The 11,974-nt window shown below is 63.4% G+C and carries 10 protein-coding genes; 9 read left to right on the top strand and 1 reads right to left on the bottom strand.

Annotated elements, in window-relative coordinates; all coding sequences use genetic code 11:
* Positions 1–51: 51 nt before the first annotated feature.
* From LZ012_RS07895 to LZ012_RS07885, 3 genes are all read left to right on the top strand, one after another.
* The gene (locus LZ012_RS07895) at positions 52–720 is read left to right on the top strand and encodes a pyridoxamine 5'-phosphate oxidase family protein (RefSeq protein WP_275709338.1); all 669 of its coding nucleotides are present in this window, start codon (positions 52–54) and stop codon (positions 718–720) included.
* Between the two features lie 86 nt (positions 721–806).
* Complete coding sequence (locus LZ012_RS07890) at positions 807–1,151, top strand: antibiotic biosynthesis monooxygenase family protein (RefSeq protein WP_275709336.1); 345 nt, start codon at positions 807–809, stop codon at positions 1,149–1,151.
* 171 nt (positions 1,152–1,322) lie between these two features.
* Positions 1,323–2,945 (top strand): methyl-accepting chemotaxis protein, encoded by a 1,623-nt coding sequence (locus LZ012_RS07885; protein WP_275709334.1) that lies wholly within the window; start codon positions 1,323–1,325, stop codon positions 2,943–2,945.
* 52 nt (positions 2,946–2,997) lie between these two features.
* Here LZ012_RS07885 and LZ012_RS07880 read toward each other — a convergent pair whose 3' ends face one another.
* Positions 2,998–5,535, bottom strand: a complete 2,538-nt coding sequence (locus LZ012_RS07880; RefSeq protein WP_275709332.1) for a TonB-dependent receptor — start codon at positions 5,533–5,535, stop codon at positions 2,998–3,000.
* Between the two features lie 189 nt (positions 5,536–5,724).
* Between LZ012_RS07880 and LZ012_RS07875 the strand changes: the two genes are divergently transcribed.
* From LZ012_RS07875 to LZ012_RS07850, 6 genes are all read left to right on the top strand, one after another.
* Positions 5,725–7,029, top strand: a complete 1,305-nt coding sequence (locus LZ012_RS07875; protein WP_275709330.1) for a sensor histidine kinase — start codon at positions 5,725–5,727, stop codon at positions 7,027–7,029.
* Positions 7,026–7,673: a response regulator gene (locus LZ012_RS07870; protein WP_275709328.1), complete on the top strand. Its 648-nt coding sequence runs from the start codon at positions 7,026–7,028 to the stop codon at positions 7,671–7,673. The genes LZ012_RS07875 and LZ012_RS07870 overlap by 4 nt, the downstream gene beginning before the upstream one ends.
* Positions 7,674–7,692: 19 nt before the next feature.
* Positions 7,693–8,313, top strand: coding sequence for a hypothetical protein (locus LZ012_RS07865; RefSeq protein ID WP_275709326.1), 621 nt, complete (start codon positions 7,693–7,695; stop codon positions 8,311–8,313).
* A 249-nt stretch (positions 8,314–8,562) separates the two neighbouring features.
* Complete coding sequence (locus tag LZ012_RS07860; protein ID WP_275709324.1) at positions 8,563–9,561, top strand: PEP-CTERM sorting domain-containing protein; 999 nt, start codon at positions 8,563–8,565, stop codon at positions 9,559–9,561.
* A 284-nt stretch (positions 9,562–9,845) separates the two neighbouring features.
* The gene (locus LZ012_RS07855) at positions 9,846–10,517 is read left to right on the top strand and encodes a heavy metal response regulator transcription factor (RefSeq protein ID WP_275709322.1); all 672 of its coding nucleotides are present in this window, start codon (positions 9,846–9,848) and stop codon (positions 10,515–10,517) included.
* A 2-nt stretch (positions 10,518–10,519) separates the two neighbouring features.
* Positions 10,520–11,911 carry a heavy metal sensor histidine kinase gene (locus LZ012_RS07850; protein ID WP_275709320.1) on the top strand — a complete coding sequence of 464 codons (1,392 nt, stop codon included), beginning with the start codon at positions 10,520–10,522 and terminating at the stop codon, positions 11,909–11,911.
* The last annotated feature ends 63 nt before the right edge of the window (positions 11,912–11,974 follow it).

Below are 11,974 nucleotides of genomic sequence, written 5' to 3'. Positions count from 1 at the left end.
TACCACGCCATCCGTACAGTGGAGCCATCGACATCACGGAGCCCTGCCTGCATGACTCAATCCACCGCCCCCTCTCCCCGCACCCGCATCCGCCGCAAGCCGGAGCGCGCCCGCTACGACGTCGAGGCCATCAACGCCATCGTCGACGCGGCGGTCATCTGCACCGTCGCCTTCCAGATCGACGGTGCGGTGCACGCCATCCCCACCATCCACTGGCGCGACGGCGAGCACCTGTACATCCATGGCGCCAAGGCGTCGCGCATGCTCACGGCGCTGACCGAGGGCGAGGCCTGCCTCACCATCGCGCTGGCCGACGGCCTGGTCGTGGCCCGCTCGGCCATGCACCACTCGATGAACTACCGCTCGGTGGTGGTCTACGGCCGCTTTGAATTGGTCACCGAACCGGCCGAGAAGGAACGCAGCCTCAAGGCCCTCATCGATAGCCTCTATCCCGAACGCTGGGACACGCTGCGCCCGATCAATGACAAGGAACTGAACGCCACCGGCGTGCTGCGCATTCCGCTCGCCGAGGCGTCGGCCAAGGCGCGCGACTTCGGGGTCAAGGACGACGACGAGGATCTGGACTGGCCGGTGTGGGCCGGCGTGATCCCGCTCGCAACCACGCTCGGCACACCGCGCCGGGAGGACGACAGCGTGGGGCGCACGGTGCCCGCCACCCGGTTCAGGCCGCAGAGCGATAGCGACCGGGGCGCGGCCTGAACCGGCGGCAGCGAAAGATCGCCGCCGGACGAATCACTGTGCCATGATCGCCGGCAGCGCCCGGCACAACACCCCAGGAGATTTTCATGATCGCAGTCATCTTTGAAGTGTGGCCCGTCGCCGAGCGGGCCCAGACGTATTTCGACATCGCCGCCGAACTCAAGCCGCGCCTGCAGGACATCGACGGCTTCATCTCCATCGAGCGCTTCGAAAGCCTGGCCACCAAAGGCAAGTACCTGTCGCTTTCCTTCTGGCGCGACGAGGAGGCCGTTCGCGCCTGGCGCAATCTGGAGGAGCATCGCCAGGCGCAGGCCACCGGGCGGGCCAGCGTATTTGCCGAATACCGGATACGCGTCGCCTCGGTGGTGCGGGATTACGGCATGGACGAGCGCAGCGAAGCGCCCGACGACAGCCGCCGCGCAAACGGCTGATCCAGAGTCATAAAGATTATCGATTTCTCAGGCTGTTACAGCGGAAAAACTACGGGTTATAACTAATAGCCTAGTGCTTTGGTTTTAATTACCCTGAGGGCAGATTGTAAGAAAAATCCGACAGCCGTGCTCCCAGCGAGCATATTGCCCCACGCCAACTTAGAGATCTCGATGCGCAACAACCAGCCGGTAACCCAGCAGGAAACCCTGCTTCCCGAAGGTCAGTTCATCTACTCCCGCACCGACCTGCAAGGCAACATCACCGAAGCAAACGAAGCCTTCGCCAATATCAGCGGTTATCCGCGCGAGGAGATGCTCGGCCAGCCGCACAACATGGTGCGCCACCCGGACATGCCGGCGGAAGCCTTCGAAGACATGTGGCGCGACCTGAAGCAGGGCCGGCCGTGGCGCGGCATCGTCAAGAACCGGCGGAAGGATGGCGGCTTCTACTGGGTGGTCGCCAATGCTTCGCCAGTCCGCGAGAATGGCCAGATCGTCGGCTATCAGTCGGTTCGCACCTGCCCTACCCGCGACGAGATCAACGCCTCCGAAGCGGTCTATAAGCGCCTGAAGCGCGGCGACAAGTCAATACGCATTTTCCACGGCCGGGCGGTTCCCAAGCATGCCTCGCCCTTCTCCCTGTTTGCCGGCCTCGGCCTGCAGCCCATGCTGTTCGGCATTTTTGCCCTGCTGCTCAGCGTGGGCGTGCTCGCCTCCGCCTGGCTACCCGCTATTGCCCTGCAGATCGCGGGTGGGCTGGGCATCCTGTGGAGCCTGTTCTTCCTGATCTTTTTTGTACCCCGCTTGCGCGGCGACCTGGACAAGGCCGGCGATTATCTCGAACGCTTGCTGATCAGCGGCAATCTGAAACTCCGCTTCGACCTCTCCCGCCCGGACGAACTGGGCGTCCTGATCCGCAAGATCGACCGTTTCGTCTCGTCGGTCCAGGCCACCATCCAGGGCATGGCCGACACGGCCCACCAGGTGCACCTGATTTCGAACGAAGTCAGCCAGGGCATCGCCAACGTCAATCAATCGGCCCGCGTGCAAAGCGATGCGACCTCCACCGCCGCCGCCGGCATCGAGGAAATCACCGTCTCGATCGGCGAAGTCGCCACCCGCGCGGATTCGACGCGCAGCGCCGCCCAGGCCGCCGCCGATGTGTCGGCCGACGGCGAGAAGCTGTCCGAAGAAGCCTGCGCCACCATTCTTTCCCTGGCCGAGACGGTCAAAACCTCAGCCGCCCAGGTCGAGCGCCTGGGACAGCAGTCCGAAGAGATTTCGCGGATCACCGGCGTCATCAAGGACATTGCCGACCAGACCAATCTGCTCGCCCTCAACGCCGCCATCGAGGCGGCACGGGCCGGCGAGACGGGGCGCGGTTTCGCCGTGGTGGCCGATGAAGTGCGCAAGCTGGCCGAACGCACTGCCAAGGCCACCGAGGAAATCCGCCACATGATCCAGGGCGTGCAGGACGAAACCGGCAAGGCGGTCGACAGCATGCGCACCGGCGCCACCCAGGTCGAAAATGGCGTCACCCTGGTGCAAAACGCACAAAACGCCCTGCGCGAAATCAATAGCCAAATGGCCGTCACCATGGAGATGGTGAACGACATTTCCCATTCCTCGAAGGAGCAGGAGCAGGCCATGACCATCATGGCGCAGAGCGTCGAACAGGTCTCCGCGATGACCGATCAGAACATGTCGGTGGTCAGCCAGACCACGGCGCGGGTGGATGACCTGAACAGCATGGTTGAACGGATGGAAAAGTCGGTCACCCAATACACGATCTGACCGAATCAGCGGGCCGGCAGGGAAAGATGCCGGCCCGAAACGCTACGCGGGGTTACTTGCCGAACTCGTAGCGGACGCCGGCCCAGAAGGTGCGCGGCGCGCCGGGGGCATAGAAGGTCGACGACAACGTCGAATTGTCGCCGCCCCCCACCAGGTTCGGATTGAACGGACGGGCCACGAAGTTGCCGTTGGCGTCGAAGCCGGTCGGACCGAGCTGGGCCGCGGTGGCGTACTTGCGGTCGAAGAGGTTGTTCACCTGGGCGAAGAAGCTCAGCCGTTGCGTCGCGCGGTACTTGCCGCTCAGATCGAAGATGGCGTAGCCGGCGGTCTTGCCGGAACCGATGTAATGGCTGCCGTCGGCCTGGTGCTGGCCGTTTTCGTTGCCGCGGGCCAGTGAGCCGGAAGTGCCCAGCATCCCCATGCCGACCGACCACGCTTGGCTGATCCGCCAATCGGCATGCAGCTTGAAGATATGGTGCGGGATCAGCGGCATGCGGCTGCCCGGCCGGATGGCGATGTTGCCGTTGGCGTCGGCGCTGCTGTTGGCCTCGGCATTGATCGTTTCGTTGCTCTGGAAGGTGGCGTCCAGATAGGTGTAGCTGGTGGCCAGCGTGAAATCGCCGATCTGCGTATCGACACCCAACTCGATGCCCTGGCGGCGTGTCTTGCCGAAGTTCTTGAAATAGCCGAAGCCGGCCGCGTTGTCGGCGACGAACAGGATGTCGTCGTGGTTTTCAGCGCGGAAGACGCCGACGTTCCAGTAGCTGGCGTTGCCGATGGCGCCACGCAGGCCGGCTTCCCAGGTCTTGGTCACCACCTGCTTGAGCGGCGGATCGCCGGCCATGGCATTGGGCAGCTTGCACGGATTGGCCGGGTCGGCGCAGCCGAGTTCGATGGCCGTCGGCGTGCGGCTGCCTTCGTTGTAGCCGGCATAGACATTGAGCGCCGGGCTCGGGGTCAGCGCTACGCCGACCGCCGGATTGAAGCGGCTGAAGCGGTGATCGCCATCCAGCGAGCCGCTGCCGCCGCCCGGCGTAATGGCGTCACGGTTGTGCACCACGGTCATGTTGTAACGCCCGGACAGCGTCACGTGCAGCAGATCCCGGACGCTGAGGGTATCGGTGGCGTACAGGCTCCAGGTGTGGCTCGTCCCCTTCAGATCGACCCGGTTGTCGTAGGGCTCGCCGTCCACGTTGCCGCCGGTGACGCCGTCGCCAAAGGCATTGATGCCGGTGATGCTGCGGTCGGGATTGAGATAGCCGAGCTGGGTGGTCTGCTTGAAATGCATGCGGCTGGCATCGTAGCCGGCGCCGCCGGTGAATTGGTTCTTCAGGCCGGCGAGCTTGCCGAAGACCGTGAACTGGCCGCTCCAGCCGTAGTTTTCCTGGGTGGTTTCGGTGCGGTTGATCAGGCCGTTACATTTCTCGGCGGGTTCGTCGTTGAGCCCGGCCTGGGCGATACAGGCCCACTTCGGGAAGGGGGTATTGGCCGCGTTTTCCGCAAAGAGCGGGAACTGCCCCGCGTAGCCGTTATTGGTCAGCCAGGTGCGGTTCGGATTGCCGTTGGGGCCGGCGTTGCGCAGATAGGTGTTCTGGTCGAGCGAGTCTTCGTTGATGTCGCCGTTCAGCGTCGACGTCCTGATCTTCCGGTAATAGGTATTGCCGGAAACGAGTACGTTGTCATTGACGCTGTGCTTGGCGGCCACATTCAGGAACAGCGAGCGATTCCGCGTCTCGTCCGGCTTGGTGTAGACGCTGCCGTAATCGCGGCCGAGCAGGCGCCCTTCCTGCAAGCCGTTGCCGGTCAGCTTGGTTTCGGCCAGCGCGGCGGTCAGCGAGATATCGGTCTTGGCGTCCATCCAGCCCAGCTTGCCGAACAACTGGCCGACGCGGCTCGGCGAATCGTCGCGCCAGCCGTCCTCCTTGAAGGCGTTGCCGGTGACGAACCAGTGCAGCCCCTGGTCGTTGTGGCCGCCATGCTCGACTTCCAGCGCCTGCCGGTTATGGCTGCCGTAGAGCGCCTGCACGGCGCTGCCCGGGTTGCTGTAGCCGTCCTTGGTCTGGATCGCCAGGGCACCGCCCAGGGTATTCAGCCCGAACAGCGGGTTGGAGCCGGGCATCAGCGTCGTCGAGGCGATGGCCGAGCGCGGAATGAGGTCCCAGCTGACCACGTCGCCAAACGGCTGGTTCAGGCGCACGCCGTCCATGTACACGGAAAGCCCTTGCGGCGTGCCGAGCAGCGGCGAGGCGGTGAAGCCGCGATAGTTGACGTCCGGCTGATAGGGGTTGCCCTGCATTTCATTGACGAAGACGCCCCCCAGCCGGCGATTCATCAGATCCGGCAGGTTGGCGCTGGTCGGGTCCTGGATGGCGGCCGTGCCCAGCGACTGGACGTTGGAAGGAATCTGCTCCTTGGCCAGGCTGCTGCCCGGCAGGGGCGTCGTCCCGATCACTTCGACCGTCGGCAGGGCGACGGCCTGCTCGGCCCCGGCATGGGGCGCCTGGAACAGCGCGCCGACGATGACGGCGATGGCCGCTTGGCGTAGATTGGGCTCTTTTCGTACTGCCCCCGGGAAAGTCTGCTTTGCCACCTGTTGTCTCCTGATATTTTCGGATCGACCGGACGACAGCCAGCCCGGTCGGAATGGCGGCGAGTATCCCGGTCCCGGCGGGTCGGCAATAGGGAATTTTTCCCGACGTGAATTCGCTGCCATCCAGCGAAATCGGGCTGGTACGAAAGCTGCAGATGAGCATCGGACAAAAAAGACAAAGAGGGGACCATGGACCTGCGTCGTCGGCTGATCGGCTCGCTGAGCCTGCTGTTGGCAAGCCTGATGGCGATTGCCGTCATCATTCAGCTTTACTCGCTGCGCGCGGATATCGCCTCCGAGGTCGGCGCCTCGACCCGCCTGGTCGGCGTCCTGCTGGCCGCCGAGAACGCCGCGCTGCGCGACCCTTCCGAGCTGGCCGAACGCCTGTCCGAAGCGGGAATCCGCCATTTGACCATCCGCACCCCGGAGCAGGCCCCGGCCGAGCGGAAATCCCATTTGCTGCTCGACTGGCTGGGCCACAGCAGCGAAGTGCCGGATGAACAGGAGATCCGCATCGGCGGCCAGACGCTGTACATCGCCGCCAATCCCAACTCGGAAATCGAGGAGCGGCTCGGCGACACCGCTCGAATTTTGATCACCCTGCTGCTCTTTTCTGGAGCAACCCTGCTGGTCGTCTGGTGGTCGGCCGACCGTGCGCTCAGCCCGGTCCGTGCCCTGGAGGACGCCTTGCACGGCCTCGCCCGCAGCGAAAAGCGGCCGGTGCTGCCGGGCTTCGCGCTGCGCGAATTCCGCCGTGTCGCCGATGCCATCGACTACCTGGCCGACGCCCTGGGCGAAGCGCGAGCCGCCCAGCATGCCCTCGCCCAGCAGCTGATTTCGGTCCAGGAAAACGAACGCCGGGCCCTGGCCCGCGAACTGCACGACGAGATGGGCCAGACCCTGACCTCGCTCAACGCCACCGCCGCCCATCTCGCCCGCAATGCCCAGCAACTGGCTCCGGAGGCCGTGACCGAATGCGCCAACGACCTGCGCCGCGACATCCGGACCAGCGGCGCCCAACTGCGGGCGCTGCTCAAATCGCTGCGCCCGCACGGCCTCGACGCCAGCGGGCTAGCCTCGACCCTACGCGACCTGATCGACGGCTGGCGCAGCCGGGAAACCGGCATCACCTTCGAACTCGACCTCCCGGCGCCGTTTCCGGATGTCGATGAGGAAGTTGCCCTGACCATCTACCGCATCGCACAGGAAGCGCTCACCAACGTCGTTCGCCATAGCGGCGCCAGCGTTTGCCGGGTGAGCGCCGTGCGCGACGGGGAATGGGTACGCCTGGCGATCAGCGACGACGGCCACGGCTTGCCGCAGGACGGCCCCAAGCGGCGCAGAGGACTGCTCGGCATCGCCGAACGCCTGGACATGGTCGGCGGCAAGCTGCAGCTGGAACCGAATGCCGGCGGCGGGCTGTACCTGAGCGCCTGGCTGCCGCTGGCCCAGGTCGGCAACGACCTGTCTTTGCCGATGGAGGCCTACGCATGATCCGCATCATCCTGATCGACGACCACGCCGTCGTGCGCACCGGCTACCGGCGCCTGCTGTCGGCCGAACCCGATTTCGAAGTGGTCGGCGAAGCGGCCAATGCCAGCGAAGCCAATGCCCTGGTGCAGAAAACGCAGCCGGATGTGGCGCTCGTCGATCTGAGCCTGAAAGGCAGCAGCGGCCTGGAAGCGATACGCAGCATCCTGTCCCGCCAGCCCGACTTGCGCGTCCTCGTGCTGTCCATGCACGACAGCGCCGGCCACATCACCCAGGCGCTGAAGAGCGGCGCGCACGGCTACCTCACCAAGCACAGCGAACCGGAAGAAGTGATCGCCGGCATCCGCCGGGTCGTCGCCGGCGAACGCGTGTTCTCCAGCGACATCGCGCATCTGGTCGGGAACGATGCGACGACAGGCAATCCCGTCCTGCACAACCTCACCCCGCGCGAGTTCGAAGTCCTTCGCCTGCTCGTGCATGGCGAGTCGGCCCAGGAGATCGCCACTTCGATGCACCTGAGCCCGAAGACCGTTCTGAACTACCTGACGCTGATCCGCCAGAAGCTCGACGCCGACAACGATTTCAAGCTCATGCACCTGGCCGCCCGCCTCGGTATGGTCGAATTCGGCGCCGGCGCGCTGGCCTGAGCGGCCCGGGAGAGATTTAATGTTGTCGCTGCGTGATCGCTTTTCCATGGCGCTCTGCCTGGCACTGGCGCTGTCGCCCGGTATCGCTGCTGCCGACTGGTTCGACGAAGGCAAGGCCAAATTCGGCATCGAGTACGAACTGGAAAACGGCGCCGGCAACGCCTGGCAAAGCCGGGGCATCACCCTGGTGCCCGGCCTCAAGCTGGACAACCCGTGGATCAGCATGGTCGAACTGCTGCTCGAAGGTGCCCAGGAGTACGACCGGGAGAGCGGCGAGCACTCGAGGGAACGCAAGGCGGGCGTACGCATCCGCCACGAGTTTCCGCTCACCGACGACGCCAAGATCGTGCTGCGCGGACTGCTTGGGCACAGCACTCAAGGTGACGAGAGTTTTTTCTATTACTACGTCGAACCCAGCTTCAAGTACGCCTTCCGGCATGTCGAAATGATGGTCGGCTACCGCTTCGTGCATGGCATCGATGCCAGCAAGGAGCACGACCTGCACAAATTCCGCATCGGGCCGAGCTTTGACCTGAGCGAGCGCAGCGAACTGGAGTTTCGCTGGGCACGCAGCTGGAATGCGCACACCGGGCAGCATGTCAGCGATGCGTATATTGTTGAATATACGCAGAAGTTTTGATGGGAAGCCCGGAAGCTGATCTCATAGCTTGCAGCTTCGCGGATACCGGAGGCCAGAATCATGGCCTACCCCTACCGTTCCAATATCGTTATCCATGCGATTAATGTCGAAAATATTTACATAGCCATATCAGCTGCAAGGCGATTCAAAAATAAGAAATTGATTTATTTATAAATAACACCACTGGCCTAGCAATTGCTTTTTTAGCCCCGCATTGATTGGCAATGCACAGCAGGATTGGAGGATGTTATGAAAAAGCCCTTTACCTTGGCGATTCGTAGCACTTTTCTGGTGGCGCTTGTCGTGGGGATGACAAGTTCGCATGCGACGCTCTATACCGGATCGCTTTACTACACCACCTACAATGGAGGCCAAAATGTCTGGAGCATCGGTTTCGGATATGACACCGTAACCAACGCCTATAGCCTTAATAACAATACAAATATCGCGTCAACCAATGGAGCGGACGGCATTATCTTCGGCTCAAACGGAAACCTGCTGGTCGGAGGCCAGGGCTCAGGTAATGTTTATGAGGTAAATAAAAATACGGGCTCGGTGGTCAATACTCAAAACACGGGCGCGCCAAGCTTTCACCTCACCTTGGACCCAAACGGGAACAAAGTCTACACGAGTGATTTTGGAGGGCGACTAAATACCGTTGCCGTTCCGGTCGGCACCGGTAGTACATCGACTACGATTACAGGTGGGGATTCCGGTGTTACGCAAATTGCATTTGGACTGAACGGTGCAGTCTTCTACGTTAACGGGAGTCCGAATGGTGGCGGGAATCTCGGAACGATCGATCTTTCTACCGGGGTAACCACACGACTGTATTCCTCCGTCCTGCCGGCCCATGGTTTGATTTTCGATCCGTTCACCAACCTGATCACGATGTTCGGTGCTGGACGTACAGGCACAATGAGTGCGTTGGATGGGAGCGGGCTGACGACAAGCGATACTTCATTTATCTGCGATTTTGACCAAGGAGCACTCAACGGTTCCGGAATTGCCCTTGTCGCTGGTTGTGGCAGCCTGACGCTGATTGACTACACCCAGTCACACGACATTACGCACCCGGACTGGTTCGGCTCAATATTTGTCAATAGTTTCATTGATGATGTTGCTCCTCTCATCGGCGCCGGATCGGAATGTGGAAATAACTGCGGCACCGTGCCCGAACCCGGAACAATTGTACTTATCGGCCTTGGATTTTTAGGCTTTGCAACGTCACGTCGTCGCAAGGCTTGACTTGAGTCCCTGTCGGCCACCCCGTTTCGGCGGGGTTTTTATTTTTTGCTTGATGGAAATTCTATGGATTATCTGATCAGGCCCGTAATTTCTGGATGAATTCATCGCACCAGTTCAACCGGGGGGTACAGACAACGCACAGCGGTCTGTGAGCCCCATTTTATTTGGGTAAGCACGAATGGCGGGGTTTGGGTCGGACTTGAACCATCCAACTCGCAAAAGCAAACACCCATGCGCCCCCGCCCCGCCAGACAAGCCGCCGGCATCTCGGGCACAATACCGGCATGAAGATTCTCATCGTCGAAGACGAAACCAAGACCGGCGACTATCTCAAGCAGGGGCTGGGCGAGGCCGGGTTTCCGGCCGATCTGGTGCGCAACGGGCTGGACGGCATGCACGAAGGGCTGGCCGGCGACTATGACCTGCTGATCCTCGACGTCAATCTGCCCGGCCTCGACGGCTGGCAGGTGCTGAAAACCCTGCGCGCCGCCGGCCGCGACCTGCCGGTGCTCTTCCTGACCGCCCGCGACCAGGTGGAGGACCGGGTCAAGGGGCTGGAACTGGGCGCCGACGATTACCTGGTCAAGCCTTTCGCCTTCTCGGAACTGCTCGCCCGCGTGCGCACCCTGCTCCGCCGCGGCCGGGCCAAGGAAGCGGATGCCCTGAGCGTCGCCGATCTCGAACTGGATGTACTGAAACGCCGCGCCACCCGCGCCGGCCAGCGCATCGACCTGACCGCCAAGGAATTCGCCCTGCTCGAACTCTTCCTGCGCCGGCAGGGCGAGGTGCTGTCGCGCAGCTTCATCGCCTCGCAGGTGTGGGACATGAATTTCGACTCCGACACCAATGTCGTCGAGGTCGCCATCCGCCGCCTGCGCGCCAAGGTCGACGACGACTTCACGCCCAAGCTGATCCACACCCTGCGCGGTATGGGCTACGTGATGGAAATCCGTTGAGCGTGGCGCTGACTGTCAGCAACTGGCGGCACTCGATCACCCTGCGCCTGGCGCTGGCCTTCGCACTGCTCGCCATCCTCGTTTTCGCCACGCTGGGCATCTACCTGAGCCGGTCGACCGACCAGCACATGGCTGAGCTCGATGCCCACGAACTGCTCGGCAAGCTGGCGCTGGCCCGCCACATCGGCAGCCAGGCCGAATCGCCGGCCGCCTTCGCCAACCGCCTGAGCGACGCGCTGGTCGGCGAACACGGCATCATCGTCGCCGTCGATGGCTCTTCCGGCGCGCTTTTCCGCTGGCCGGAAGAGGGCCTGGCCGCCTCGCTGGCCGCCGCCTCGGCCGGGGTTGGCGAGCAACCGACCCGGCTGCGCGAGGACGGCATGGACTACCGTGCCGTGGCCGGCAACGAGCAAACCGGCTGGGGCGAAGCGGTGCGCGTAGTCGTCGCCCGCGACATCCACCACCACACCGATTTTCTCGACCAGCTGCAGCGTGACTTCTGGTGGGCCGTGCTCGCCGCCGCCGTGCTGACGGTGGTCGTCGGCATGCTCATCGTCCGCCACAGCATGCGCCCGGTGCGCGCCATCGCCCAGGCCGCCGGCCGCATTTCCGCCGGCCGCCTGGCCGAGCGCATGCCACAGCAGGACGTGCCGCCGGAACTGGCCGAGCTAGTCGGTGCCTTCAACGACATGCTGGGCCGCCTGGAGGAGTCCTTCGCCCGCCTGTCCGACTTCTCCGCCGACCTGGCGCACGAACTGCGCACCCCCATCCACAGCCTGCGCATGCAGACCGAGGTTTCGCTGAACCGCTCGCGCAGTGCCGACGAATACCGCGAACTGCTCGCTTCCAACCTCGAGGAATACGACCGGCTGACGCGGATCATCGCCGACATGCTATTCCTCGCCAAAGCCGACCACGGGCTGATCGTGCCGCACCGCGAACGGCTCGACCTGCACGCCCTGTGTGAACGGCTGCTCGAGTACTACGGCCTGCTCGCCGACAACGTCGCCGTGCATCTGAGCGGCGCCCGCCTCGCCGCCGAGGGCGACCGCCTGATGCTGGAGCGCGCCATCGGCAACCTGCTGGTCAATGCCATCCACCACACGCCGGCCGGCGGTTGGGTGACCGTCAGCCTGCACGACGAGGGCGGCATGGCCGTGGTGGCGGTGGCCAACACCGGACGGCCGATCGCCCCCGAGGCCATGGAGCGGATTTTCGACCGCTTCGGCAAGCTCGACCAATCGAGCGAAGGCACCGGTCTCGGCCTGGCCATCACCCGCTCCATCGTCCTCGCCCACCAGGGGCGGATTTCGGTGACTTCGGACGCGACGGCGACGGTGTTTTCGGTGGCGCTGCCCAAGTCGGCCACAGCGACGAGCCAAGCGGCGATCTGAGCCGCTCTATCCTTGTCGCATTCGCGACACGCCTCCGACAACAGCCGGACACGCCAACAAAAA

This window comes from Dechloromonas hankyongensis (genome assembly GCF_022012295.1).
GTDB lineage: Bacteria > Pseudomonadota > Gammaproteobacteria > Burkholderiales > Rhodocyclaceae > Azonexus > Azonexus hankyongensis.
This window is presented reverse-complemented; position numbering and strand designations above follow the sequence as displayed.

Coding starts and splice junctions, on each gene's coding strand:
- LZ012_RS07895 (WP_275709338.1), top strand. CDS start 52: ATGACTCAATCCACCGCCCCCTCTCCCCGCACCCGCATCCGCCGCAAG.
- LZ012_RS07890 (WP_275709336.1), top strand. CDS start 807: ATGATCGCAGTCATCTTTGAAGTGTGGCCCGTCGCCGAGCGGGCCCAG.
- LZ012_RS07885 (WP_275709334.1), top strand. CDS start 1,323: ATGCGCAACAACCAGCCGGTAACCCAGCAGGAAACCCTGCTTCCCGAA.
- LZ012_RS07875 (WP_275709330.1), top strand. CDS start 5,725: ATGGACCTGCGTCGTCGGCTGATCGGCTCGCTGAGCCTGCTGTTGGCA.
- LZ012_RS07870 (WP_275709328.1), top strand. CDS start 7,026: ATGATCCGCATCATCCTGATCGACGACCACGCCGTCGTGCGCACCGGC.
- LZ012_RS07865 (WP_275709326.1), top strand. CDS start 7,693: ATGTTGTCGCTGCGTGATCGCTTTTCCATGGCGCTCTGCCTGGCACTG.
- LZ012_RS07860 (WP_275709324.1), top strand. CDS start 8,563: ATGAAAAAGCCCTTTACCTTGGCGATTCGTAGCACTTTTCTGGTGGCG.
- LZ012_RS07855 (WP_275709322.1), top strand. CDS start 9,846: ATGAAGATTCTCATCGTCGAAGACGAAACCAAGACCGGCGACTATCTC.